Annotated in this window: 20 protein-coding genes; 14 read left to right on the forward strand and 6 right to left on the reverse strand. The window is 75.1% G+C overall.

Annotation, left to right across the window (positions count from 1 at the left end):
• Positions 1 to 47 precede the first annotated feature (47 nt).
• Positions 48 to 932, forward strand: a complete 885-nt coding sequence (mltG, locus tag AB0D01_RS13910) for an endolytic transglycosylase MltG (protein ID WP_363055364.1) — start codon at positions 48 to 50, stop codon at positions 930 to 932.
• 103 nt (positions 933 to 1,035) lie between these two features.
• On the opposite strand, the gene AB0D01_RS13915 is transcribed toward mltG, so the two are convergent.
• The 3 genes from AB0D01_RS13915 to AB0D01_RS13925 form a co-directional block, all read right to left on the reverse strand.
• Positions 1,036 to 2,148 (reverse strand): FAD-dependent oxidoreductase, encoded by a 1,113-nt coding sequence (locus AB0D01_RS13915; RefSeq protein ID WP_363055401.1) that lies wholly within the window; start codon positions 2,146 to 2,148, stop codon positions 1,036 to 1,038.
• A 65-nt stretch (positions 2,149 to 2,213) separates the two neighbouring features.
• Entirely contained in the window at positions 2,214 to 2,891 is a 678-nt protein-coding gene (locus tag AB0D01_RS13920) for an HAD family phosphatase (protein WP_363055365.1), read from the reverse strand.
• A gap of 46 nt (positions 2,892 to 2,937) precedes the next feature.
• Positions 2,938 to 3,417, reverse strand: coding sequence for an Lrp/AsnC family transcriptional regulator (locus AB0D01_RS13925; RefSeq protein ID WP_363055366.1), 480 nt, complete (start codon positions 3,415 to 3,417; stop codon positions 2,938 to 2,940).
• A gap of 313 nt (positions 3,418 to 3,730) precedes the next feature.
• Between AB0D01_RS13925 and AB0D01_RS13930 the strand changes: the two genes are divergently transcribed.
• From AB0D01_RS13930 to AB0D01_RS13940, 3 genes are all read left to right on the forward strand, one after another.
• On the forward strand, positions 3,731 to 5,422 hold the full coding sequence (locus tag AB0D01_RS13930; RefSeq protein ID WP_363055367.1) for an SDR family oxidoreductase: 1,692 nt from the start codon (positions 3,731 to 3,733) through the stop codon (positions 5,420 to 5,422).
• Between the two features lie 16 nt (positions 5,423 to 5,438).
• Positions 5,439 to 6,824: a deoxyribodipyrimidine photo-lyase gene (locus AB0D01_RS13935; protein ID WP_363055368.1), complete on the forward strand. Its 1,386-nt coding sequence runs from the start codon at positions 5,439 to 5,441 to the stop codon at positions 6,822 to 6,824.
• A 124-nt stretch (positions 6,825 to 6,948) separates the two neighbouring features.
• Complete coding sequence (locus tag AB0D01_RS13940) at positions 6,949 to 7,953, forward strand: MerR family transcriptional regulator (RefSeq protein ID WP_363055402.1); 1,005 nt, start codon at positions 6,949 to 6,951, stop codon at positions 7,951 to 7,953.
• Here AB0D01_RS13940 and AB0D01_RS13945 read toward each other — a convergent pair.
• Together AB0D01_RS13945 and AB0D01_RS13950 are read right to left on the reverse strand one after the other, a co-directional pair.
• The gene (locus tag AB0D01_RS13945; protein WP_363055369.1) at positions 7,841 to 8,491 is read right to left on the reverse strand and encodes a sigma-70 family RNA polymerase sigma factor; all 651 of its coding nucleotides are present in this window, start codon (positions 8,489 to 8,491) and stop codon (positions 7,841 to 7,843) included. The genes AB0D01_RS13940 and AB0D01_RS13945 overlap by 113 nt on opposite strands.
• Positions 8,492 to 8,590: 99 nt before the next feature.
• A complete protein-coding gene (locus tag AB0D01_RS13950; RefSeq protein WP_363055370.1) occupies positions 8,591 to 9,322 on the reverse strand; it encodes a YoaK family protein in 732 nt (243 codons plus the stop codon).
• Between the two features lie 82 nt (positions 9,323 to 9,404).
• Between AB0D01_RS13950 and AB0D01_RS13955 the strand changes: the two genes are divergently transcribed.
• The 10 genes from AB0D01_RS13955 to AB0D01_RS14000 all read left to right on the forward strand — a co-directional run bounded on the left by AB0D01_RS13955 (position 9,405) and on the right by AB0D01_RS14000 (position 22,776).
• Complete coding sequence (locus AB0D01_RS13955; RefSeq protein WP_363055371.1) at positions 9,405 to 9,998, forward strand: histidine phosphatase family protein; 594 nt, start codon at positions 9,405 to 9,407, stop codon at positions 9,996 to 9,998.
• 153 nt (positions 9,999 to 10,151) lie between these two features.
• Positions 10,152 to 12,353, forward strand: a complete 2,202-nt coding sequence (locus AB0D01_RS13960) for an AfsR/SARP family transcriptional regulator (RefSeq protein ID WP_363055372.1) — start codon at positions 10,152 to 10,154, stop codon at positions 12,351 to 12,353.
• A 147-nt stretch (positions 12,354 to 12,500) separates the two neighbouring features.
• A complete protein-coding gene (locus AB0D01_RS13965) occupies positions 12,501 to 13,997 on the forward strand; it encodes a transposase (protein WP_363055373.1) in 1,497 nt (498 codons plus the stop codon).
• A gap of 96 nt (positions 13,998 to 14,093) precedes the next feature.
• Positions 14,094 to 14,723: an NAD(P)H-dependent oxidoreductase gene (locus tag AB0D01_RS13970; protein WP_363055374.1), complete on the forward strand. Its 630-nt coding sequence runs from the start codon at positions 14,094 to 14,096 to the stop codon at positions 14,721 to 14,723.
• A 354-nt stretch (positions 14,724 to 15,077) separates the two neighbouring features.
• A complete protein-coding gene (locus tag AB0D01_RS13975; protein ID WP_363055375.1) occupies positions 15,078 to 16,250 on the forward strand; it encodes a 3-deoxy-7-phosphoheptulonate synthase in 1,173 nt (390 codons plus the stop codon).
• Between the two features lie 8 nt (positions 16,251 to 16,258).
• A complete protein-coding gene (locus tag AB0D01_RS13980) occupies positions 16,259 to 17,029 on the forward strand; it encodes a 2,3-dihydro-2,3-dihydroxybenzoate dehydrogenase (RefSeq protein ID WP_363055403.1) in 771 nt (256 codons plus the stop codon).
• Between the two features lie 48 nt (positions 17,030 to 17,077).
• A complete protein-coding gene (locus tag AB0D01_RS13985) occupies positions 17,078 to 17,701 on the forward strand; it encodes an isochorismatase family protein (RefSeq protein ID WP_363055376.1) in 624 nt (207 codons plus the stop codon).
• The gene (locus AB0D01_RS13990; protein ID WP_363055377.1) at positions 17,698 to 19,578 is read left to right on the forward strand and encodes an anthranilate synthase family protein; all 1,881 of its coding nucleotides are present in this window, start codon (positions 17,698 to 17,700) and stop codon (positions 19,576 to 19,578) included. The genes AB0D01_RS13985 and AB0D01_RS13990 overlap by 4 nt, the downstream gene beginning before the upstream one ends.
• A 70-nt stretch (positions 19,579 to 19,648) precedes the next feature.
• A complete protein-coding gene (locus tag AB0D01_RS13995; protein WP_363055378.1) occupies positions 19,649 to 21,217 on the forward strand; it encodes a class I adenylate-forming enzyme family protein in 1,569 nt (522 codons plus the stop codon).
• Positions 21,214 to 22,776, forward strand: a complete 1,563-nt coding sequence (locus AB0D01_RS14000) for an FAD-dependent monooxygenase (protein ID WP_363055379.1) — start codon at positions 21,214 to 21,216, stop codon at positions 22,774 to 22,776. The genes AB0D01_RS13995 and AB0D01_RS14000 overlap by 4 nt, the downstream gene beginning before the upstream one ends.
• 289 nt (positions 22,777 to 23,065) lie before the next feature.
• Here AB0D01_RS14000 and AB0D01_RS14005 read toward each other — a convergent pair whose 3' ends face one another.
• Positions 23,066 to 24,619, reverse strand: coding sequence for a PLP-dependent aminotransferase family protein (locus AB0D01_RS14005; RefSeq protein ID WP_363055380.1), 1,554 nt, complete (start codon positions 24,617 to 24,619; stop codon positions 23,066 to 23,068).
• Positions 24,620 to 24,628 lie beyond the last annotated feature (9 nt).

Below are 24,628 nucleotides of genomic sequence, written 5' to 3' on the forward strand. Positions count from 1 at the left end.
AGGGTGTTCTGACCCGAATGTGGCGATACGGGGGTTAGCTTGCCCGTATGCCTCATGAGCACCTGCCGCCACAGAGCCGCTCCCGGCTGACCCGCCGAGGCCGCCTGGCGCTCTTCCTCGGTACGCTGCTCGGGCTCGGGGTCATCACCCTGGTCCCGCTCCTGCACCACGAGGAGGCGCCGGAGAAGCCGCGCCGGATGGTGATCCCCGAGGGCTGGCGCGCCCCACAGGTGTACGCCGCCGTCGACCGCGAGCTGAAGCTCCCCGCCGGGTCCACCAAGGCCGCCGCGACCACGGCCGCACTGGCCCTGCCCGCCGAGGCGAAGGGCAACCCGGAGGGCTACCTCTTCCCGGCGACGTACCCGGTGACCTCGAAGTCCACCCCGGCCTCGCTGCTCGCCGACATGGTGCGGACCGCCAACCGGAACCTCGCCACCCGGGCCGTCGCGGACGGCGGCAAGGCGCACGGCATGACCCCGTACCAGACGGCCACCCTCGCCAGCGTCATCGAGGCGGAGGTCGATTCCCCGGCCGACATGGGCAAGGTCGCGCGGGTGGTGCACAACCGGCTGGCCAGGTCGATGCCGCTCCAGATGGACTCCACGCTCAACTACGCCCTGGGGCGCAGCACCGTGGACACCACGATCGCCGACACCCGCATCGACCACCCCTTCAACACCTACGCACGCCAGGGCCTGCCCCCCACCCCCATCGACAGCCCCGGGCTGCGGGCGATGGCGGCGGCGGTCGCCCCGACCCCCGGCGACTGGCTGTTCTTCGTCACCGTCAAGCCCGGCGACACCCGGTTCTCCGCCACGTACGACGAGCACAGGAAGCACGTCGCGGAGTTCAACCGGCTCCGGGCCGCGGCCGGTACGCCGCCACGCGCCCCGGCGGGTCCGCCCGCCGCCGGCGCCGCCCCCGGGCGGTGATCCGGCGGCGCCCAGGCCCGGCCCCGCCATCGGCGGCCGTGGCCGCCGACCCGCTCCGGGTCCCGCTCCCGCCGGCGGTCGAGGCGCCGCCGGCTCGGACGGCTCAGACCGCCGCCGGCGCCTGCGCACCCCCCGGAGCCGGGGCCCCGGCCGGTGCCGCCAGGAGGCGGCGGATCTCGCGGACGGCGGCGCCGCCCGCGCGGTTGGCGCCGATGGTGGAGGCCGAGGGGCCGTAACCGACCAGGTGGACCCGCTCGTCGCGGACCGCCCGGGTGCCCTCGACGCGGATGCCGCCCCCGCTCTCGCGCAGCCGCAGCGGCGCCAGGTGGTCGACGGCTGCCCGGAACCCGGTGGCCCACAGGATGACGTCGACGTCCAGGCTCCGCCCGTCCGCCCAGGCCACCCCGGTCGGGGTGATGCGGTCGAACACCGGGAGCCGGTCCAGCACGCCCGATTCCCGCCCGGCGCGCACGGCCTCGGTCAGGGCGAGTCCGGTCACGCTGACCACGCTGCGCGGCGGCAGGCCCCGCCGCACCCGCTCCTCCACCAGGGCGACCGCCGCGCGTCCGTCGGCCTCGCCGAACGGCCCCTCGCGGAACACCGGCGGCCTGCGGGTCACCCAGGTCGTCCGCGCCGCCCCCTCGGAGATCTCCAGCAGGTGCTGCACGGCCGAGGTGCCACCGCCCACGACCAGGACCCGGGCGCCCGCGAACTCCTCGGGACCCGGATAGTTCGCCGTGTGCAGCTGCCGCCCCCGGAAGAGCTCCTGCCCCGGGTAGCGGGGCCAGAACGGCCTGTCCCAGGTGCCGGTGGCGTTGATCAGGGCCCGCGCCGACCAGAGGCCGCCCGAGGACTCCACCAGCAGCCGGCCCCCCGCGTCGCGCACCGCGCTCACGTCCACGGGGCGGCGTACGCGAAGGTCGAAGCGCTCCTCGTAGGCCGCGAAGTACGCGCCGATGACCTCGGAGGAGGGCCGCAGCGGGTCGGCTCCGACGAGTTCCATGCCCGGCAGCGCGTGCATGCCGTGCACCTTGCCGTAGGTCAGCGAGGGCCAGCGGAACTGCCAGGCCCCGCCGGGGCGCGGCGCGTGGTCCAGGACCACGTGCTCGATCCCCGCCCGTGCCAGGTGGTAGGCCCCGGACAGGCCCGCCTGCCCGGCGCCGATGACCACCACGTCGACATCCGTCGCTTCCGCGTCCGTCGCGCCCCGCGCCATATCGTTCACGGTTCTACCAACTGGCGGGAGCGTCCGGATCTTCCCGGTCGGGCGGACCGGGCGGATCAGCCGACGGCCCGCGCGCTCAGCCAGTCGTACGCCGCGTCCGCGCTGAACTCCGCCTGACCGCCCGCGAACAGCAGCCCGGCGCCGGCGAAGGCCGGGTCCCCCGCGGTCTCCGCCACGTAGGGGACCGCCACGCAGGCCATCCCCGCGGCCCGGGCGGCCAGGGCGCCGGGCGCCGCGTCCTCGACGACCACGCAGTCCGCGGGCGCCGCGCCCAGCCGGCGGGCCGCCTCCAGGAACACGTCCGGGGCCGGCTTGCCGTGTTCGACCTCCTCGGCGGAGACCACCGTGGTCAGCAGTGCGTCCAGGCCGGTGCCCGCCAGGACGGCGTCGATCGCCTCGCGCGAGGACCCGGACGCCACCGCCATGGGGATCCCCTCGGCGTGCAGCCGCTCCACGAAGGCGCGCATCCGGGGGAAGGCCGGCGTGGCGGTGCGGGCCAGTTCCAGGTAGGCGGCGTTCTGTTCCGCCAGCAGCTGTTCCACCGGGGCCGACAGGCCGTAGCGCTCCTTGAGGATCTCCAGCGTCTCCAGGGTGCCGATGCCGATGAACCGGGAGTGCTGCTCCCAGGTGAAATCGGGGACCCCGTGCCGCTCCAGGGTGAGGCGGCCCGACGCGTAGTAGTTGGGCTCGCTGTCCACGAGGGTGCCGTCGAGATCGAATATGACGGAAATCATCCGTTGTGCCCGTCCTGCCGGTCGTATGCCTGTCCCGACCATCCTGTCAGGGTTTGCGGGCGGCCCGTCCCACGGATTCGACCAGCGGCAGCAGCCGGTGCGCCACCCGTTCGCGCAGGGCGACCTCGGTTCGGGTGCGGACCACGCCGGGCAGTCGGATCAGGCGCTGGATCACGTCCTCCAGGTGGGCGTTGTCGCGGGCCGCCACCCGGGTGAGGAGGTCCCCGCCGCCGGTGATCGAGAACGCCTCGATGATCTCGGGTACGGAGGCCAGCGCGTCGCCCACCTCGTCCAGCCGGCCCTGGGTGACCTCGATGTGCACGAAGGCCAGCACCGGGTGGCCCAGCGCGGCGGGGGAGAGGACGGGGCCGGTGCCGGTGATCACCCCGGTGCGTTCCAGCCGGTCCAGTCGGGCCTGGAGGGTGCCGCGCGCCACGCCGAGGATCCGGGCGTACTCGCGGACGCTGGTGCGCGGCTGCTCGATCAGCAGGCGCAGGATTCGGGTGTCGAGCTCGTCCACCGCCATGCCTGGACTGTACCAATGGCCCCCTCGCGGGGCCGTCCAGGAGCCGGCCGGCCGGTGGGCGGGGGTCGGGGGGTCGGGGGGCGGCTGCGCGAGGGCCCGGCGGCCCGAGGGGCCGGGGCGGCCCGCGCCGGTTACGGTCGTCGTGCGCCGTCGGCCAACATCCGGCGCCGCTCCTGGGGGGGGGGCGGACGCGGCCTTCCGCGCGTACGGCGCATCCGACCACGACCCGCGAACGGAAATGTCCCGGGGAGGGAACGGCATCGGCGGGGCCGGCGGCGGACGGGCCGGCGGCCCACGAGGAGCGGAGACGTCCATGACCGGCCTGCACTGCCTGGTCACCGGGGCCACCGGCTACATCGGCGGCCGTCTGGTGCCCGAACTCCTCGACGTCGGACACCGCGTGAGGTGCCTGGCCCGCACCCCGGAGAAGCTGCGCGACCACCCCTGGGCGGGGCGCGCCGAGGTGGTCCGGGGCGACGTCACCGACGCGGCATCCGTCGCGGCGGCCCTGGAGGGCATCGACGTCGCCTACTACCTCGTGCACTCCCTCGGCACCGGCCCCCGCTTCGAGGAGCGCGACCGGGCCGCCGCCCGGATCTTCGCCGAGCAGGCCCGCGCCGCCGGGGTCCGCCGCATCGTCTACCTCGGCGGCCTCACCCCCTCGGACGTGCCCGCCCGGGACCTCTCCCCGCACCTGCGCTCGCGCGCCGAGGTCGCCGACATCCTCCTCGGCTCCGGCGTCCCCACCACCGCCCTGCGCGCCGCCGTCATCATCGGCTCGGGCTCCGCCTCCTTCGAGATGCTGCGCTACCTCACCGAACGGCTGCCCGTCATGGTCACCCCCAGCTGGGTCGGGACCCGGATCCAGCCCATCGCCGTCCGCGACGTGCTGCGCTACCTCGTCGGCAGCGCCACCATGCCGCCGGAGGTCAGCCGGGCCTTCGACATCGGCGGCCCGGACGTGGTCACGTACGAGGAGATGATGCGCCGCTACGCCGTCGTCGCGGGGCTGCCCAAGCGGCTCATCCTGCGCGTCCCCATGCTCACCCCGCGCCTGTCCAGCCACTGGATCGGCCTGGTCACCCCCGTCCCGAGGGGGCTCGCCCGCCCCCTCGCCGAATCGCTGCGCCACGAGGTGGTCTGCGACGAGCACGACATCGCCCGGTGGGTCCCCGACCCGCCCGGCACCCCGATCGGCTTCGACCTGGCCCTCGACCTCGCCCTCCAACGGGTGCGGGAGGCGCGCGTCACCACCCGCTGGTCCTCCGCCTCGCTGCCCGGCGCGCCCAGCGACCCGCTGCCCACCGACCCCGACTGGGCGGGCGGCAGCCTCTACGAGGACGAGCGGGAGCGGGACGTCGAGGCCTCGCGGGCCGCCCTGTGGCAGGTCGTCGAGGGCATCGGCGGGGAGAACGGCTGGTACTCCTTCCCGCTCGCCTGGGCCGTACGGGGCTGGCTGGACCGCCTCTTCGGCGGCGTCGGCATCCGGCGCGGACGGCGTGACGCCGCCCGGCTGCGGGTCGGCGACTCGCTCGACTTCTGGCGGGTGGAGGAGATCGAGCCGGGCCGCCTGCTGCGGCTGCGCGCCGAAATGCGGCTGCCCGGTCTGGCCTGGCTGGAGCTGTACGCGGCGGACGAGACCGGCGACGAGGGCGACGGGTCCGACGGCGACGGCGGCGGGAACGGAGGTGGCGACGGCGGCGCCGGGGGCAAGGCCGGCGCGGGGGCCGTCGGCGGACCGGGCGCGGGCTCGCGTTACCGGCAGCGGGCCCTGTTCCACCCCCACGGACTCCTCGGGCACCTGTACTGGTGGAGCGTGTCGCCCTTCCACGCCGTCGTCTTCGGCGGAATGGCCCGCAACATCGCGGGCGCCGCCGAGCGCGCGGAACGGGCCGCGAGGGAGGCCGCCGAAGGCGACGCGTCCGACCGTGACGCGTCCGCCGCCGGCGCATCCGCCGGCGCCCCCGCCCGGGAAGTACCGGGCGACAGCCGCCCCCGCCCCTGACCCGGAGCCGAGCCCCATGAACACCGCCGTGGTCCTGTACACCTCGGACCTGCGCCTGCACGACCACCCGCCGCTGCGCGCCGCACAGTCCTCCAGCGACCGCGTCGTCCCCCTCTTCGTCCGCGACCGGGCCGTCGACGCCGCCGGGTTCGCCGCGCCCAACCGGCTCGCCTTCCTCGCCGACTGCCTCGCCGACCTCGACGCGGGCCTGCGCGAACGCGGCGGCCGCCTCGTCATCCGCTCCGGGGACGTGGTCGACGAGGTCACGGCCCTCGTGGAGGAGGCCGACGCCGACGAGGTCCACATGGCCGCCGGCGTCAGCGCCTACGCCCACGCCCGGGAGGAACGCATGCGCACCGCCCTGGAGGCGCGCGGCCGGCGGCTGTACGTCCACGACACGGTCGTCACGGCCGTCGCGCCCGGGGCGGTGCTCCCCAGCAGCTCCGGGGCCGACCACTTCGCCGTGTTCACGCCCTACCTGCGCCGCTGGACGGAACTGCCGCCGCGGGCCGTGGCCGCCGCCCCGCGCCTCGTCCGCGTCCCCGAGGACGTCCGCTCCGAGGAGGTGCCCCGGCGCTCGGACGTGAGCGGAACCTCCCCGGGCCTCGCGCGGGGAGGCGAGACGCTCGCCCGCCGGCTGCTGACCAACTGGCTGCGCTCCGGGGTCCGTTCCTACGAGGAGATCCACGACGACCTCGCCGCCGACGCCACCTCCCGCTTCTCCCCGCACCTGCACTTCGGCACCCTCTCGCCCACCGAGGTCGTCCACCGCTGCGCCGGCGCACCGGGCCCCGGGGCCGACGCCTTCGTCCGTCAACTGTGCTGGCGCGACTTCCACCACCAGGTGCTCGCCGCCCGTCCCGGCGCGGCCCGCCTGGACTACCGGCCGCGCCGGGACGCCTGGCGCACCGGACCGGCCGCCGAGGAGGAGATCCGGGCCTGGAAGGAGGGCCGCACCGGCTACCCGGTGGTCGACGCCGCCATGCGTCAACTGCGCCACGAGGGCTGGATGCACAACCGGGCCCGCCTGCTGGCCGCGAGCTTCCTGACCAAGACCCTCTACGTGGACTGGCGCGTCGGGGCCCGCCACTTCCTGGACCTCCTCGTGGACGGCGACGTGGCCAACAACCAGCTCAACTGGCAGTGGGTGGCCGGCACCGGCACCGACACCCGCCCCAACCGGGTCCTCAACCCCGTCCGCCAGGGCCTGCGCTACGACCCCGAGGGCCGCTACGTGCACCGCTGGGTACCGGAGTTGGCGGGACTCGCGGCCCCGGGCGTGCACGAGCCGTGGCGGCTGCCCGAGGCCGAGCGGGCGGCCTACGACTACCCGCCGCCGTTGGTCGACCTCGCCGACGGCCTCGACCGGTTCCGCCGGGGGCGCTCCGGCGACGTATCGTGACCGGGTGGACCCCGCACCGCCGCCCTCCACCCGACCGCCCCTCGCCGGACCGCCCTCCGTCGAACCGGCCCTCGCCGGCGCCGCCGAGGCCGAGGCCGCCGCGCACGGGCCCGGCGGGGCCGCGCTGAGCACCGGGGCCGTCGCCCGCCGCCTGGGGGTGTCCCCGACCACGCTGCGTTCCTGGGAACGCCGCTACGCCATCGGCCCCGCCCTGCGCGAGGACGGCCGCCACCGGCGGTGGACCCCGGCCGACATCGCCCGGCTGGAGGAGATGTGCCGCCTCACCGCGCGCGGCGTCCCCCCGTCCGAGGCGGCCCGGGCCGCGCTCGGCGCCGCCCCCGCCCCCCTCCCCGCGACCCCCGGCGCGAGGGTGACCCCGGGCGGGCCCGGCACCCTCCCGCTCGGGGAGGTCCGGCCGGAGGCGCGGGGGCTCGCACGGGCCGCCGTACGCCTGGACGCGCAGGCCGTGGCCGACCTTCTCGAAGCCGCCCTGGCCGAGTTCGGGCTGGTCACCACGTGGGAGGAGGTCATCACCCCGACCCTGCACGCGGTGGGCCGCAAGTGGGCCTCGGCGGGGGAGCGTTACGTCGAGGTGGAACACCTGCTGTCCTGGCACGTCTCGGCCGCCCTGCACCGGATCAGGCCCGCCCCGCGACGGCCCGACGTGGCGCCGGTGCTCCTCGCGTGCGTGCCCGGGGAGCTGCACAGCCTGCCCATCGAGGCGTTGGCCGCGGCCCTCGGCGAACGGGGCCTGCCGGTACGGATGTTCGGCGCCGCGCTGCCCGCCGAGGCGCTGCGCGACGCGGTGCGGCGTACGGGGCCGCGGGCCGCCGTGCTCTGGTCGCAGTCGCGGACCACCGCCGACGGGGCCCTCGCCCGGTCGGTGGCCGGCATCGAATGGGGGCTGCGCGGGGCGCGCGGCCACTCGGCGCTGCTGCTGGCGGGGCCGGGCTGGGACCCTCGGACGCGGGCGCCGCGCACGGAACGGCTGTTCGGGCTGCGCTCGGGGCTGGAGGTCATCTCGGCACTGGTGTCGCCGCCGGCGGACCCGACAGCGCCCCCGCCGGTTCCGGGACCGGCCCCAGGGACAGGCGCAGGACCCCCAGAGCCCGCCGCATGTGGCTCTTGACGGTGCCCAGCGGGATCCCGGTCCGGTCGGCGATCTGGCTCTGGGTCAGGTCGGCGTAGAAGGCCAGGCACAGGACGCGCCGCTGCGCCGACGGCAGCCGGGCCAACTCCCCGAGGACCAGGACCCGGTCCAGCGCCCGTTCCGGGTCGCGGGACCGGTCGGTGACGGCGGCGGGGCCGTCCCGGAGCGCGGGCACCCCGTGCGTGGCCGCCGCGGCCGCCGCCGCGCGGGCCCGACGGGTCCGCGCCTCCAGGGCGTCGGCGATCTTGTGCCGGGTGATGCCGGTGAGCCAGGCCCCGAGCCCGCCCGGCGAGGGACGGTAGCCGCCCCGGCCGCGCCAGGCCGCCAGGAACACCTGCTGGGTCACGTCCTCGGCCTCGCCCTCGTCGCCGAGCGCGCGCCGGGCCAGGGAGAGCACCAGGGGCCGCCAGCGCCGGTAGGCGGCCGCCACGCACTCCTCGTCCCCCGCCGCGAAGCCGGTGGCGAGGACGGTGTCGGCGAGGGCGGTGCCCCGGTCCTCGGAGGGATCGTCGTCCATGACACGAGCGTCGCGAGGAGGGGCGCCCCCACCCAACTCGCATCGTTTTCGCAGCGAATCCCGAGCGCCGCGCCCGGCCCGCGCGCGGGGGAGCGGGGATCAGCGCGCGCTGCGCAGGGCGGGCCCGCGCCGGTGGGTCAGCGCCACGCCCAGGACCAGGACGGCGGCGAGCAGCAGCCGGTTCACCGTCCGGCCCGCGCGGATCAGCAGGCCACCGGTGAGCCCGCCCGTGAACATCGCCGCGATCGACCGGGCCCGTCGCCCCCACGCGCCCGTGCCGTAGCCGAAGGCGCTGTCGCGGCCGAGGGCCGAGCCGCCCAGGAAGGCGGTCATCGAGCGGGTGACCAGCGTGGTCGGCACCCCGGGCAGGTTCACCCGCATGCTCGTGACGTTGCGGAACCCCATGGCCGGCGCGAGGAGGGCCGCCGCCGCCAGGTGCCGGGCGGCCGGCGCCCCGTAGCGCGGTTCGAGTCCCCAGGCGACGGCCGCCGCGCCCAGGAGCAGCGTCCCCTCGACGGCCGGCCCCCTCACGAACCAGTGCGCGCCCCGGGACTCCGCCGCCGCCTCCAGGCGCGCGGCGCACACGGCGCCCACGGCGAACGCGAGCAGCGACAGGGCCGGCGCCAGGGCGGGGAGGTCGCCCACGTGGGCCGCGCCGAAGGCCAGGAAGAGCACGCTCCCGGTCTGCATCGCGGTGAAGACCGGCCCCAGCGCGAGCAGGCTGACGGCCTCGACGACCCCCGTCACCCAGGTCAGCGCCAGCAGCGGCCACGTCAGCCGCACCGGGGACGGGCGCGGGTCGCAGGGCGCCGGGGATTGCGCACCGTTCATGACGCCCGAGCGTGACACGCCCACCAGCCCCGCCCCCGCCGACATGCCGGACCCGACCCCGTCACGACCTAGGGTCCCCACCATGAGTGATCTGCTGCTGGTACGACACGGTGAGACGGACTGGAGCGCCACGGGACGCCACACCGGGTTGACGGACGTCCCGCTGACCGCGCGCGGGGTCGACGAGGCCCTCTCCCTGGCCCCGTACTTCCGCGACCGCCACCCCGCCCTGGTGCTCACCAGCCCCCTCAGCCGGGCCGTGGCCACGGCGCAACTCGCCGGGCTGAGCGGCAGCGTCCCCGACCCCGACCTCCACGAATGGGACTACGGCGGCTACGAGGGCGTCACCACCGCCGAGATCCGACGCACCCACCCCGACTGGTCCCTGTGGAGCGACGGGGTGCCCCCGGGCGACGCCGACCACCCGGGCGAGAGCGCCGAGCAGGTCGGCGCCCGGGCGGACCGGGTCCTGGCCCGGGTCGCCCCGGTCCTGGCCGCCGACGGGGGCGAGGTCGTGCTCGTCGCCCACGGCCACTTCCTGCGCGTGCTGACGGCCCGCTACCTCGGCCTGCCCCCCACGGGCGGAGGGCTGTTCCTGCTGCGCACCGGCACGGTCGGCGTGCTGTCCACGGAGCACGGACTTCCGGTGGTGGCCGGCTGGAACACGCGCCCCTGAAACCGCCGATCCGCCCCTGCGACCGGGCCCGCCGGGGCGCTTCGAGGAACGCGAGCCGGACCATAGCGAGGAGTGACCGGCCGTATACCGCCGCTCGCGTATGTTTTCGAAGCGGCGGGCCGGTAGGGCGCACCGTGCAGAGAGGAGCCGTCCATGGAGTCCATCGCGCTGGTCTCGCGGGAACCCGCCGCACCCGGGGAGCCGGCGCTGCGCATCGGTGTGCTGGGACCCCTCGAAGTGAGCCTGGACGGAGCGTCCCGCACCCCCACGGCCCCGCAGGTCAGGCGGGTCCTCGCGGTCCTCCTGCTGCGCGCCGGCCGACCGGTCCCGCTCACCGCGCTGATCGAGGAACTCTGGGAGGCGGACCCGCCGCGGCTGGCCCGCAAGACCGTCCAGACGTACGTCTACCAACTGCGCCGGGCCCTCGACCGACCCCTCGGCCGGCAGGATCCGGAACGCCTGGAGACCCGCAGCAACGGCTACCTGCTGCGACTGCGCCCGGAGGAGGTCGACCTCTGGGACTTCGAACGCCGGGTGGGAACGGCCCGAACCGCCCTTGACGCGGGTCGCGCGGACGAGGCGGCCGCCACCTTGCGCGGCGCCCTCGCCCTGTGGCGCGGAGACGCCTTCGCCGACGTCCCCGCGGGGCCCGAACTGGCCGCCCGGATCACCCGGATCGAGGCGACGAGGATCAGTGCCCTGGAGATGCGGATCCAGGCCGACCTCCAGCTCGGCCGGCACGGCGCGCTCCTCGACGAACTGCGTCAGCTCACCGCCGAACACCCGCTCAACGAGCGGCTCGCCGCCGACCTGGTGCTCGCCGCGCACCGCTCCGGACAGCGCGCCACGGCCCTCGACGCCTTCACCCGGCTGCGCCGCAACCTCGTGCGGGAGCTCGGCATCGAGCCCTCCGACTGGGTGCGCAAGCTCCAGCAGGAGGTGCTCAGCGCCGCGCCCTCGCTCGGCGTGGCCACCCCCGCCCACCTCGTGCGCGCGGGCGACCCCGGCGCCCGGCCGGGGCAGCCCCTCCCGACGGACCCGGGCGCGCTCACGGGGGCGCTCGCGGCCGGGGGCGCGCCGCCGGCCGGTACGGCGCCGGCGGCTCCCCCCGCCATGGCGGCGCCGCAGGCTCAGGCGGTCCCCGACCCGCTCGCGCCGCCGCTCGCGGTCCCCCTCGCGCAGGCGTCGCCGGGGGCGCCCGCGCCCCTCACCGTGTCCGCGCGGCCGGCCGCCGCCCTGCCCCGACTGTCCCAGCTCCCCTCCGACACGCCCGACTTCACCGGCCGCCGCCAGGAGCTCGACCGGCTGCTGGCGCTCGCCGCCCCCGGGGAGGACGCGCAGCGGCGCACCGCCCCGCGCATCGTGACCGTCCTCGGCGGCATCGGCGCCGGCAAGAGCGTCCTCGCGGTACGGGCCGCGCACCTGCTCAGCGGCCGGTTCCCCGACGGGCAGCTCTACGCGCGCCTGCACAGCGACCGGGAGACCCCGCTCAACCCGACGCTGATCCTGCGCTCGTTCCTGCGCGACCTGCACCTGGACTCCGTACCGACCTCGGACGGGGACCCCGGCGGCTGGGCCGAGGACGAACTCGCCCGCCGGTTCCGCGACCACACGGCGGGCCGGGCCCTGCTGCTGCTCCTGGAGGACGCCGCGTCCGCCCGGCAGATCCTGCCACTGCTGCCCGGCGGCGACCGCAGCACGGTCATCGCCACCTCACGGGTGCGGCTGCCCGGACTGCCCGGCGCCGCGCACCTGACGGTGGGGCCGATGAGCACCGACGACGGGGCCGCCCTGTTCTCCTCGGTGATCGGCCCCGAGCGGGCCTCGGGCCACCCCGCCGCCGTGCGGAGCATCGTGCGCCTCATGGGTCACGTCCCGCTCGGCATCCGGGCGATGGGCGAGACCCTCGACGCCCGCCCCATGTGGTCGGCGACCGATTTCGCCGAACGACTGGCGAACGAGAGCCAAAGGCGGGTAGAACTGCGCGCAGGCACCTGGGACGTCCTCGCCCGGGTGGAACAGTCCTGCGCCCGGCTCCCCGGCCGCGCGCGCGAGGCGCTGACCGTGCTCAGCCGCGCGGTCGTCGGCACGTTCGGCGTCCGTGACGCGGCGCAACTGCTGGGCGTCCCCTCCGACGCCGCCGAGCAGGTGCTGGGCATCCTGCTCGACCACCACGCGGTGGAACTGGGGCCGTTGACCTACACCGCCTCCCCGGAAGCGGCCGTACCGACCTTCCGGATCCCGGAACTGATCCGGCTCGCGCTCATGGGCGGCGCGGAGCAGACGGGTCGGGAGCAGGCACCCCTGCCGGTGCCGGGACGGGAGGCGGCGTACGCCGGGCGCCCCCTCACGTAGTCCGGATTTTCCGTTCCTTTGCCTCCGCTTGGTCGCCTGGCATGAGGCTGCGTCCTTGCGACCGTCGTGCCCCGACACGGCAGTCGCCCAGCAGACACAGGCAGGCGGGCTGGCCGGGGCGGACCCCCGGCCGGAGGGGAGACTTCCATGAGGAGCACGATCCTGCGGCACGACGACACGACCGGTTCGACCGGCGTCAACGGGGCAGCCGGCAGCGTCGCCGGGGCCGGCACGAGGACGCCCGACCGCACCACCGGCGGGGCCGTCACCGGCGGCGAGATCCGGCCGGCGGAGCACGACGGCGACGACCACGGGGCCGTCGAGTGCGCCGGACCGCGCACCACCCGACGCGCCGACGGTCAGGACGCGGTGGTGTTCGAGCTGTGCTCGGGCCTCTTCGCGTCCATGCCGCGCACCGACCAGCGCGTGAAGGCCATCCACTACGTCCGGGGCCTGCTCGGCGCCGAGGGCCGCAAGTCCATCCGCAACATCGCGACCCTGCTCGGCGGCGACGCCGCCGAACAGAGCCTGCACCACTTCATCTCCAGCTCCACCTGGGACTGGACGCCGGTCCGCCGGGCCCTGGCCCAGCACATCGAACGCATGGCGCCGCCCCAGGCCTACGTCGTACGGCCGATGATCATCCCGAAGGCGGGGGAGACCTCCGTGGGCGTCGAACGCCGCTTCGTGCCGGAACTGGGTCAGGTCATCAACGCGCAGCAGGCGGTGGGCGTCTGGGCCGCCGCCGAGGACTGGAGCTCGCCCCTGCACTGGCGGCTGCACCTGACGTCCCGCTGGCTGGAGGACCACAACCGGCGCAGCCAGGCCTCCATTCCCGAGACCACCGTGCAGGAAAGCCTCGCCCAGTGCTCGGTCGAGGCCTACCTCGGGATGATCCGCGGATCGGGCCTGCCCATCCGCCCCCTGGTGATGGACGCCCGCAACGCCGACGTCCTCACCACCGTCCACCGGCTCCGGGCCGCCGGCACGCCCTGGCTGCTGCGCGTCGACCCCTCCGTGCGCCTGACCGTACTGGAGCCGACGTTCCCCAGACGCGGCGCCAGCATGACCGCCCAGCAGATCATGTCCACCGCCTGGCACATGCGCCGCCCCGATCCCCGCCGGCAGGGCGCCGGCACGGCCGGCCAGGCCGGGCCGCCGGGCCAGGCGCCGCACCTGCGGGCCGTCCGCCGGCCCGGCTCCCTGGTCTCCGTCTCCGCCACCCTCACCGCCGACACCCGCACCCCCGTGGGCCGCCCCGGCGGCCGTCCCGAGGAACTCCTGCTGCTCGGCGTCACCGACACCGGACAGTGGCCGGCCGAGCTGTGGCTCACCGACCTGACGGCACTGCGCCCGGCCGAGCTGACCCAGTTGATCCGCCTCACCCACCGCGTCGACCGCGACCTGACCGAGGTCGCCGACCAGGTCGGCATCCGCGACTTCTCCGGACGCTCCTTCAACGGCTGGCACCGGCACGCCACCCTGGCCTCCGCCGCGCACGCCATCGCCCTGCTCAGCGGCCGACCGCAGGCCCGTCGCGGAGCCGACGGCGACATCGTGGACCTGACCGATTCGGGCCGGCACGAGGGGCTCGGCCACGGGTACCTGACGGACCTCGGTGACCGACCTGACCTAGCGAGCTGAGCAGTTGACGGAAAGTCCGGCGGGCCGTTGGCCGCGCCCGCCTCCTCGCACAGGATCGGTGCATTCCAGCCGAACGAAACCGAGGGAACCCCGGATATGACCAAGGTCGCCGTCATCTACTACTCCTCGCAGGGGAACGTCCACCAGCTCGCCGTGGCCGCCGCGGCCGCGGCCGAGAAGGCGGGCGCGGAGGTGCGGCTGCGCCGCACCGCCGAACTCACCACCGAGACGGTCGTCCCGGGCAACGACACCTGGAACGCGAACTGGGCCCAGCACCTGGACGCCGTCGCCGACATCCCCGAGGCCACGCTCGACGACCTCGAATGGGCCGACGCCGTGCTGTGGGGCACCCCGGGCCGCTACGGCCTGCCCGCCGCCTCCCTCAAGCAGTTCATCGACCAGACCCTCCCGCTGCACTCCAAGCGCGGGCTGCTGAACAAGGTGATGTCCTCGTTCACCTCCACCGCCACCCTCCACGGCGGCCAGGAGAGCACCCTGCTCGCGCTGAACAACGCCTTCTACCACTGGGGCGCCATCATCGTCCCGCCCGGCGTCGCCGACCCGATCCAGCTCGCGCCGACCAACGGGAACCCGTACGGCGTCAGCAGCGTCTCGCGCAACGAGGCGGGCAACGTCACCGAGGACAACCTGGCCGCCATCGAGTACCAGGCGCGTCGCACCGTCGAGATCACCACCGCGCTCCGCGCGGGCCTCGCGGCCTCCTGACCCGGCGGGGCCGGGACGCCGACGTCCACGCCGGCGCCGTCCCCGCCGGCTCGGCCCCGCCCCGCACCACGGGGCGCCGGGAACCTCCCTCCCGGCGCCCGTCGCCCCGCCCCGCCGCCGTTCCCCCACGGCAGGCGCCGGCGCCGCCGCACGGCCCCCACCCGGCCGCCCCGGCAGGCGCCCCCTTCGCACCACGAGGCACCCGGCCCCTTCGCGCCGCCGGGTCCCGGAGCCCCCTCGCGCTCCGCACGGCTCCGTACCGCTCCGCTCCTCGCGCTCCCCCTCTCCTTCACTCCGCCGCCGCGCGCACCGTCCGCGCGAGCGCCGCCCCGCCCATCTACTCGGAGGAACTCCGTGGACAACGCCGACATCGGCATCCGGCTGAAACCCGCGCTACAGCAGCCGGACTGGGACGACCCCGCACAACTGCGCCGGGTGCGAGAGGAACTCCTGGTCCGGCCCCCCCTCGTCGACGGCGAGGACGTCCGCACCCTGCGCGGCCTCCTCGCACGCGTCGCCGCGGGCCAGGCCCACGTGGTCCAGGTCGGCGACTGCGCGGAGGACCCCGCCGAATGCACCCCGGACCACGTCTCCCGCAAGGCCGCCGTCCTCGACCTCCTCGCCGGCTCCCTGCGCCTGATCACCGGCAAGCCCGTCCTGCGCGTCGGCCGGATCGCCGGCCAGTACGCCAAGCCCCGCTCCAAGCCCACCGAGGACGTCGACGGCGTCGAACTGCCCGTCTTCCGCGGCCACATGGTCAACGGACCCGAGGCCGACCCCGACAGCCGCCGCCCCGACCCGCTGCGCCTGCTCACCGGCTACATGGCCGCCGACGACGTCATCCGCAACCTCGGCTGGCGCGCCGGCGCCGCGGGCGCCGGCATCGACGCCAGGGTGTGGACCAGTCACGAGGCCCTGCTCCTCGACTACGAGGTCTCCATGCTGCGCCCCGACGACGCGGGTGGCACCATGCTGGCCTCCACCCACTGGCCCTGGATCGGCGAACGCACCCGTCAGGTCGACGGCGCGCACGTCGAACTGCTCTCCCGCGTCAGCAACCCGGTCGCCTGCAAGGTCGGCCCCAACATGACCCCGGCCGAGCTGCTCGCCCTGTGCGAACGCCTCGACCCCCACCGCGAGCCCGGCCGCCTCACCCTCATCTCCCGCATGGGCGCCGACGCGCTCCCCGACGCCCTGCCGCCCCTGGTCACCGCCGTCCGCGAGGCCGGCCACCCGGTGATCTGGCTGACCGACCCGATGCACGGCAACACCGTCAGCACCCCCGACGGCTACAAGACCCGCTACGTCGCCACCGTCGAACGCGAGGCGGTCGCCTTCCACTTCGCGGTCACCGAGGCCGGCGGCGTCGCCGGCGGCTTCCACCTGGAGACCACGCCGGACGCCGTCACCGAATGCGTCTCCGACCCCAGCGCCATCGACCGCGTCGGCGAGTTCTACACCAGTCACTGCGACCCGCGCCTCAACCCCGGACAGGCCATCTCGGTCGTGTCCAGCTGGAGCTACTGATGGACGGCATGGACGGCACCATCGCCCTGGTCACCGGGGCCGCCGGCGGCATCGGCAGCGCCGTGGCCCAGGCACTCGGCCGGCGCGGGGTCCTCGTCGCCGCCGTCGACCGCGACCCCGAGCAGCTCGCCCGGGCCGTCGAGGAACTGAACGCCCAGGGCGTCAAGGCCACCGCCTACCCCACCGACGTCACCGACAGCGCCGACGTCGAGCGCACCGTCGAGACCGTCGAACGCGAACTCGGCCCCATCGGCCACCTCGTCAACGCCGCCGGCGTCCTGCGCCTCGGCCAGGCGCGCGAGTTCACCGACGAGGACTGGAACGCCACCTTCGCCGTCAACGCGACCGGCGTCTTCCACGTCTCGCGCGCCGTCGTCAACCGCATGGCCGAACGCGGCGGGGGCTCCCTCGTCACCGTGGCCTCCAACGCGGCCGGCACCCCGCGCAGCGACATGTCCGCCTACGCCGCCTCCAAGGCCGCGGCCACCATGTTCACCAAGAGCCTCGGCCTGGAGGTCGCCCGCCACGGCATCCGCTGCAACGTGGTCGCCCCCGGCTCCACCGACACCCCGATGCTCCGCTCGATGTGGCACGACGAGTCCGGACCCACGGCCTCCATCCAGGGCAACGGCGAGACGTTCCGCGTGGGCATCCCGCTCGGCCGCCTCGCCCAGCCCTGGCACATCGCCGACGCCGTCGTCTTCCTGCTGTCCGACGAGGCCTCGCACATCACCCTGCACACGCTCACCGTCGACGGCGGCGCCACCCTCGGCGCCTGACCGCCCCCTTCCCTTCCGCGTTCTTCACGAGACAACGAGAGGACGGCCATGGCCGGCATCCCGACCATCGAGGCCTACCCGATGCCGACATCGGGGGACCTGCCCCTCAACACCGCCACCTGGTCCGTGGACCCGGACCGCGCCGTGTTGCTGGTCCACGACATGCAGCGCTACTTCCTGGCCCCCCTGCCCGAGCCCCTGCGCACCGAGCTCGTCGACAACGCCACCCTGCTGCGCGAGCGTTGCGCCGCACTCGGCGTCCCCGTCGCCTACACCGCCCAGCCGGGCGGGATGACCGACCGACAGCGCGGACTGCTCAAGGACTTCTGGGGACCGGGGATGCGCACCTCGCGGTCCGACCGCGAGATCGTCGACCCCCTCGCCCCCCGCCCCGACGACTGGATGCTCACCAAGTGGCGCTACAGCGCCTTCCACCACACCGACCTGCTGGCCCGCATGCGCGACTCGGGCCGCGACCAGCTGGTGGTGTGCGGGGTGTACGCCCACGTCGGGGTGCTGGCCACCGCCGTCGAATCCTTCAGCCACGACATCGAGACCTTCCTCGTCGCCGACGCCCTCGCCGACTTCACCGAGGAGGACCACCACCGGACCCTCACCTACGCCGCCCAGCGCTGCGCCGTGGTCACCACCGCCAAGGAGGTCCTCGCGTGAGCGCCGACCGGCAGGACCTCCTCGCCCGGATCCTGGCCCCCGAGCCACCTCCGTTCGCCCTGCTGCACCGCCCCGAGACCACCGGGCCCGGGGTCCTGGAGATCCTGGTGGGCGAGGTGTCCCACCCCGAGACCCTGGCCGCCGTCCCGCTGGACGAGACCCCGCCCGCCCCCGGTTCCGGCGGCCGGCACGAGGCACTGGTCCTCGTACCGTTCCGACAGATCACCGAACGCGGCTTCGAGGCCCCCGACGACGGCTCCCCGCTGATCGCCCTGACCGTCACCGCCCAGGAACGCCTCCCGCTCGCCGAGGCCATCGCCCGCATCGAGGACCGGCCCATCCGGCTCTCCGGAGGCGGCTTCGACATCGACGACGCCGAGTACGCCGACATCGTGCGCCGCGTCATCGCGGACGAGATCGGCACCGGCGAGGGCGCCAACTTCGTCATCAAGCGCTCCTTCACCACCGAGATCGACGGCTACACCCCGCACGACGCGCTCACCCTCTTCCGCCGGCTGCTCGAACGGGAATCCGGCGGCTACTGGACCTTCGTCGCCCACACCGGGGGCCGCACCTTCGTCGGTGCCACCCCCGAACGGCACATCAGCGTCCACGCCGGCACCGCCGTCATGAACCCCATCAGCGGCACCTACCGCTACCCCGCCACCGGCCCCACGCTGCCGCAGGTCATGGACTTCCTCGCGGACCGCAAGGAGACCGACGAGCTGTACATGGTCGTCGACGAGGAACTGAAGATGATGGCCCGCATCTGCGAGGGGGGCGGCCGCGTCGTCGGCCCCTACCTCAAGGAGATGGCCCGCCTCGCGCACACCGAGTACCTGATCGAGGGCCACACCACCCGGGACCCGCGCGAGATCCTCCGCGAGACCATGTTCGCCCCCACCGTCACCGGCAGCCCCCTGGAGAGCGCCTCCCGGGTCATCAGCCGCTACGAGCCCCAGGGCCGCGGCTACTACAGCGGCGTCGCCGCCCTCATCGGCCGCGACGACGACGGCGAGCCCGCGCTCGACTCGGCCATCCTCATCCGCACCGCCGACATCGACGACTCCGGCCGGGTCCGGATCGGCGTCGGCGCCACCCTCGTGCGCCACTCCGACCCCGAGTCCGAGGTCGCCGAGACCAAGGCCAAGGCGGCCGGCCTGCTCGCCGCCCTGGAGGCCGACCGCGTCGGCGGGTTCTCCGCCCACCCCGACGTACGGGCCGCCCTCGCCCGCCGCAACGACTCCATCGCCGGCTACTGGCTCGCCGGGGAGGCCGACCGGGCCCTGCCCCGGGCCCGACTGGCCGGCCGGTCCGTGCTCGTCGTGGACGCCGAGGACACCTTCACCTCGATGATCGCCCACCAACTGCGCTCCATGGGGCTGAAGGTGACGGTCAGCCGGTTCGACGAGCCCTACGAGCTGGAGGCGCACGACCTCGTCGTCATGGGCCCCGGCCCCGGCGACCCCCGCGACACCGCCCACCCCAAGATCGACCGGCTGACCGGCGACATCCACCGGCTCCTCGCCGCACAGCGGCCCTTCCTCGCCGTCTGCCTCAGCCACCAGGTCCTCTCCCGCCGACTGGGCCTCGAACTCGCCCGCCGCGACACCCCCAACCAGGGCGTCCAGCGACAGATCAAGCTGTTCGGCCACACCGAGCACGTCGGCTTCTACAACACCTTCGCCGCCCGCAGCGCCGAGGAGAAGGTCGAGTGCGAGGGCGTCGGCGTCGTCGAGGTCAGCCGCGACCCCGCCACCGACGAGGTCCACGCCCTGCGCGGACCGCACTTCGCCTCCGTCCAGTTCCACCCCGAGTCCGTACTCACGCGGGACGGCGTCCGCATCGTCGAGTCCCTGCTCAACGACCTCGTCTGACCCGTACACCCCGTGCACCCCGTGCACCCCACCCATTCCACCGCGCACCCCGCACAGAAGGAGCTCCGCAATGCTTCCCGTCAACGGCAGTGACAAGGGCCTCTACATGGGACTCGTGGCCGAGCGCGCCGCCGAGGACCACGGCGACCAGCTGATCATCCTCGACCACGACCTGGACCTGCTCCCCGACGCCGGCCGCCGCATGACCTTCGCCGAACTCGCCGAGCACATCGACGACACCGCCGCCCGGCTGTACGCGGCGGGCGTGCGCCGCGGCGAGCACGTCGCCATCCACAAGTCCAACGGCTTCGACATCAACATCGTCTCCTCCGCCGTGGCCCGCCTCGGCGCGGTGCCGGTCCAGCTCTCGCCCTACCTCGACGCCGACAGCGTGCTCGCCCTGCTGCGCCGCCTCGGCGCCCCCTTCCTGGTCACCGACACCGACAAGCTGGACGGCTCCTTCGCCGACGCCCCCCTGGCCGAGATCACCGCCCAGGTGATCATCGTCGCGGGCTCGCGCCCCGGCACCGTCTCCCTCGCCGACCTCGCGGGCTCCCCGCGCCAGGCCCCCGTCGTCCCGCACCTCGACCTGCCGGCGCTGATGACGCACACCTCGGGCACCACCGGCCTGCCCAAGCTCGTCGTCCACTCCGCCCGCACCCTGCACGGCCGCTACCGCCCCCAGGCCAAGCTCTTCGACATGATCCGCGAGCACGAGACGGTCGCGCTGCACGTCAGCTACGTCCACTCCCGCATGCCGCTGGCCCTCGCCGTGCTGCTGCCCCGCGGCAACCCGATGGTCATCATGAACGACGCCGAGCCCGAGCACGCCGCGAAGCTGTGGGCCGAGACCCGCCCCGGCTTCATCGAGTCGCACCCCAACTCCTTCATGGAGTGGGAGGTCCTCACCGACCACCCGCTGCGCCCCCTGGCCAACGTCAAGTACTTCAGCACCACCTTCGACGCCATCCACCCCAGCACCATGCACAAGCTGCTGCACGCCACCGACCGCAGCTCGCCGCTCTTCTACCAGATCTACGGGCAGAGCGAGACGGGCCCGCTCGTCGGCCGCGGCTTCACCCGCGCCACCGCCCTCGGCGCCGACGGCCGCTGCCAGGGCCACTCCTTCCCCTCCGACACCAAGTTCCGTCTCGTCAGCCGCAACGGACAGCCCGTCACCCGCGAGAACCCCGGCTACATCGACGTCCAGGCCGCCGGCCGGGCCCTCGGCTACTTCGGCGAGCGCGAGCGCTACGACACCCAGGTGCACGGCGGTTGGTGGCGCGGCATGGACCTCGGCTACCGCACCGACGAGGGCTGCCTGCACCTGCTGGACCGCGAGGTCGACTCCATCCCCGGCATCGCCTCCACCCTGGAGATCGAGGACACCGTCATCGGCCGCCTCGACGAGATCACCGAACTCGTCGTCGTCCCCGGCCCGGGGGAGATCGGCGTCCCCGTCGTCAGCACCCGCGACGACCTGCCGCTCGACCTGGACCGCTGGCGCACCGCCGTCGCCGAATGGCCCCAGCTCGCCGCCCCCGTCCAGATGAAGCTCTCCGAGCTGCCCCGCACCGCCACCATGAAGGTCCAGCGCATCGAGCTGAGCGCGCGCCTCAAGCGACAGGTCGCCCGGTGAGCACCCCCGCCGACGTGGACGTCCTGGTCGTCGGAGCCGGCCCCACCGGTCTGCTGGCCGCCTGCGAACTGCTGCGGCGCGGCGTACGGGTCCGCATCGTCGACCGGGCCGCGGAGGCGGCCTCCGTCCCCAAGGCCCTGTCCCTGTGGCCCCGGGTCCGCGACATCCTCACCGACCTCGGCGTCGGTGAGGCCGTCGAGGCGGCCTCCGTCCCCGTCCGGGCGTTCCGCTACTTCTCCGACCGGCAGCCCGTCGCCTCGCTGACCTTCACCGACGCGCTGGCCGCCCGCCAACTCCCGCAGCCCGAGACCGAGCGCATCCTCACCGAGCGGCTGCACTCCCTCGGCGGGAAGATCGAACGCGGCGTGCGCCTGCTGTGCCTGGAGGACGTCGACTACTCCGGGCGGATCGAGCCCGGGGGCACCGTGACGGCCGTCCTGGAACACGGCGACGGCCTCGTCGAACGGTTCGCCGCCCCGTTCGTCATCGGCGCCGACGGCGCCGGCAGCGACGTCCGCCGGCAGTTGGGCATCGGCTTCGAGGGGTCCACGTACGAGATGGCCTTCGCGCTGCTGGACACCCGCATCGACGGGTACCTGCCGCCGGACGAGATCTCCTACTACCAGAGCACCTCCGGCACCCTGGTCGTCGTCCCGCAGCCCGACGGCGTCTTCCGGTTCCTGTCCGTCATGCCCGAGGGCACCCGCCTGACCCGCGCCGACATGCAGGCCCTGATCGACACCCGGGGCCCGCACGGGGTACGGATCACCGAACCGGTGTGGGAGACCGTCTTCCGGGTGCACGCCAGGCGGGCCACCGAGTTCCAGCGCGGCCGGGTCTTCCTGGCCGGGGACTCCGCCCACGTGCACAGCCCGGCCGGCGGGCAGGGCATGAACAACGGCCTCCAGGACGCGCACAACCTGGCCTGGAAGCTCGCCGCCGTCCTCGCCGGGGAAGCCCCCGCGAGCCTCCTGGAGAGCTACGGCCGGGAGCGGATCGAGGCCACCGGCCGCATCGTCCGCGACACCGACCTGCACACGCGGGCCCTCACCGCCCGCACCCGCCGCCGCGTCGTCCTGCGCGACGCAGCCATGCGGCTGCTCGACCACTCGGGGGCCGCGGCCCGCCTCTACGCCCCGGTCATGGCCGGGCGGCGGCTGGCCTACACCCCGGTCCGCCCCACACAGGGGCCCTCGACCGGTGCCTGTCGGGTACGCGACCGCCTGCCCGGCGGGCTCGGAGCGGGCTCCGTCTTCCCCCGCCCGGCCGCCCTCGCCCTGGGCCTCGCCGGGCCGGGCACGGAACCCGCCGGCTGGACGCTGTTGCTGCGCCCGCCCGCCCGTGACACCGCCTGGGCGGCCACCGCGGAGGCGGCCGCGGCGCCCTGGCCGGGCCTGCGGATCCTGCGGGCCACCCCGGCCCTGCCCGGCGCGGGAGCCCTGTGCGACCACCCGGGCTACCTCCTGATCCGCCCCGACGGCCACATCGCGGCCCACGGGCACACCGAGGACCTCGACCGCCTCGACGCGGAACTGGGCCAGGCACTCCTGAAGGCCTGAGCCCCGCGCGCACCGCCGCTCCGCCGTACCGCCGCACGACCGCACCGCCCCGAGCGCCGCCTCCCCGAACACCGGGAGGCGGCGCTCGCGCGTTCAGGGGCCCCTCGAACGCGCTCCGGCGGCTCGCTGCGCCTCGCGGCAAGCCTCTGGGCGCCTCGCGGCGGCCCCGGGCCTCTCGGCGAGCCTCTGGGCGCCCAGCGGCGCCCTCCGGCAGCCTCCCGGCGCCTCCTGACGGCCTTCCGGCGGCCCCGGGGGCGGGCTCCCCGCCGGGCCACCCGCGTACGGTCCCTCAGCCCCGCCGGCGCACCGGCACCGGCTCGTCGGGCTCCTCCGGCCCCTGCGGCGGATCGGGCAGGGCCAGGCACAGCGCGTCCAGGGCCGCGGCGAAGGCGTGGTCGGGCGGGGTGCCGTAGCCGATGACCAACCCGTCGCGCGGGGTCATCGAGCTGTCCGGGTGCAGGTAGGGCTTCAGCCCGTCCAGGGCCAGGCCCTGCCTGCGGGCCGCGCGCAGGGCGGCCTCCTCGGTGTCCGGCGGAAGCTCCAGCACGGCGTGCAGCCCGGCCGCGACCCCGCTCACGTTGACGTGCGGCGCCTCCGCCGCGAGCCGGGCCGCCAGCAGGTCGCGCCGGCGCCGGTAGATCTGCCGCATCCGGCGCAGGTGGCGGTCGTAGCCGCCCGAGGAGATGAACTCCGCGAGGGTGAGCTGGTCCGTCACCCCGGACCACATCTCGCGAGAGCCCTTGACGGCCAGCACGTCGTCCACGAGCCACCCCGGCAGCACCATCCAGCCCAGCCGCAGCGCCGGCGACAGGCTCTTGCTGACGGAGCCGATGTACACGATCCGGTCCGGGTCCAGGCCCTGGACGGCGCCGACCGGCTGGCGGTCGTAGCGGAACTCGCCGTCGTAGTCGTCCTCGACCACCACTCCACCGCTCGCCCGCGCCCAGTCCACCACCGCCGCCCTGCGCTCGGGGTGCAGCGGCCCGCCGGTGGGGAACTGGTGGGCCGGGGTCAGGAGCACCGCGCGGGCCTTCGTCCCCGGGAGTTCCTCGACGCACGCCCCGCTGCCGTCCACGGTCAGGGGCACGGTCTCCAGCCCGACCCCCTCCAGCACCTCCCGGTGGAAGCCCAGCCCGTACGACTCCACGGCGATCGGCCCTTCCAACACCCGCCCGAGCAGCCCCAGTCCGTGCGCGAACCCGGCGCACAGCACGATCCGGTCCGCGGAGGTCCGTACGCCCCTGACCCGCGCGAGGTACTCCGTCAGCGTGCGGCGCAGCTCGATCCGGCCGCGCGGGTCGCCGACCCCGAAGGCGTCGTGCGGGGCGGCGGCCAGGGCCCTGCGGGCGGCCCCGATCCACGCGGTGCGGGGGAAGGCGGAGGCGTCGGGCGAGCTGGGCATCAGGTCGTGGACGGTACGCCGGTGGGTGGGCCGGGCCGGGCCGCGCGCGGTGTCGCCCCGCAGCGGCGTCGCCCGCTTGGCGACCCGGGTCCCGGAGCCCTGGCGGGCGGACAGCCAGCCCTCCTCGACCAGCTCGGCGTAGGCGTCGGCGACGGTGTTGCGGGCGATCCCGAGGTCGACGGCCAGGGCCCGGTAGGGCGGCAACCGGGTGCCGGGGGCCAGCCGGCCCGAGTGGATGGCCTCGCGTAACGCGTGCATCAGCCGGTTGCGCAGACTGCCCTCGCCGGTCAGCTCCAGGTGCAGGTCACTGCCGGTGCCGGGGGGCTCCGGAAGGGCCTGCGCGGCGGCCCGGGTCAGCGGGGCGGAGGCCGTTTCTGCGGGGTCCTCGGCGGGCTGTTCGGAGGGTTCGTCGGAAGGGGAATTGACCCATGATCTCTGCATGGGAATGAA

The organism is Streptomyces sp. NPDC048606, assembly GCF_040650855.1.
Lineage (GTDB): Bacteria > Actinomycetota > Actinomycetes > Streptomycetales > Streptomycetaceae > Streptomyces.

Bases quoted from the DNA above. Each gene is read 5' to 3' on its own strand.
- mltG (WP_363055364.1), top strand. From the start codon at position 48: ATGCCTCATGAGCACCTGCCGCCACAGAGCCGCTCCCGGCTGACCCGC.
- AB0D01_RS13915 (WP_363055401.1), bottom strand. From the start codon at position 2,148: ATGGCGCGGGGCGCGACGGACGCGGAAGCGACGGATGTCGACGTGGTG.
- AB0D01_RS13920 (WP_363055365.1), bottom strand. From the start codon at position 2,891: ATGATTTCCGTCATATTCGATCTCGACGGCACCCTCGTGGACAGCGAG.
- AB0D01_RS13925 (WP_363055366.1), bottom strand. From the start codon at position 3,417: ATGGCGGTGGACGAGCTCGACACCCGAATCCTGCGCCTGCTGATCGAG.
- AB0D01_RS13930 (WP_363055367.1), top strand. From the start codon at position 3,731: ATGACCGGCCTGCACTGCCTGGTCACCGGGGCCACCGGCTACATCGGC.
- AB0D01_RS13935 (WP_363055368.1), top strand. From the start codon at position 5,439: ATGAACACCGCCGTGGTCCTGTACACCTCGGACCTGCGCCTGCACGAC.
- AB0D01_RS13945 (WP_363055369.1), bottom strand. From the start codon at position 8,491: ATGGACGACGATCCCTCCGAGGACCGGGGCACCGCCCTCGCCGACACC.
- AB0D01_RS13950 (WP_363055370.1), bottom strand. From the start codon at position 9,322: ATGAACGGTGCGCAATCCCCGGCGCCCTGCGACCCGCGCCCGTCCCCG.
- AB0D01_RS13955 (WP_363055371.1), top strand. From the start codon at position 9,405: ATGAGTGATCTGCTGCTGGTACGACACGGTGAGACGGACTGGAGCGCC.
- AB0D01_RS13960 (WP_363055372.1), top strand. From the start codon at position 10,152: ATGGAGTCCATCGCGCTGGTCTCGCGGGAACCCGCCGCACCCGGGGAG.
- AB0D01_RS13965 (WP_363055373.1), top strand. From the start codon at position 12,501: ATGAGGAGCACGATCCTGCGGCACGACGACACGACCGGTTCGACCGGC.
- AB0D01_RS13970 (WP_363055374.1), top strand. From the start codon at position 14,094: ATGACCAAGGTCGCCGTCATCTACTACTCCTCGCAGGGGAACGTCCAC.
- AB0D01_RS13980 (WP_363055403.1), top strand. From the start codon at position 16,259: ATGGACGGCACCATCGCCCTGGTCACCGGGGCCGCCGGCGGCATCGGC.
- AB0D01_RS13985 (WP_363055376.1), top strand. From the start codon at position 17,078: ATGGCCGGCATCCCGACCATCGAGGCCTACCCGATGCCGACATCGGGG.
- AB0D01_RS13995 (WP_363055378.1), top strand. From the start codon at position 19,649: ATGCTTCCCGTCAACGGCAGTGACAAGGGCCTCTACATGGGACTCGTG.
- AB0D01_RS14005 (WP_363055380.1), bottom strand. From the start codon at position 24,619: ATGCAGAGATCATGGGTCAATTCCCCTTCCGACGAACCCTCCGAACAG.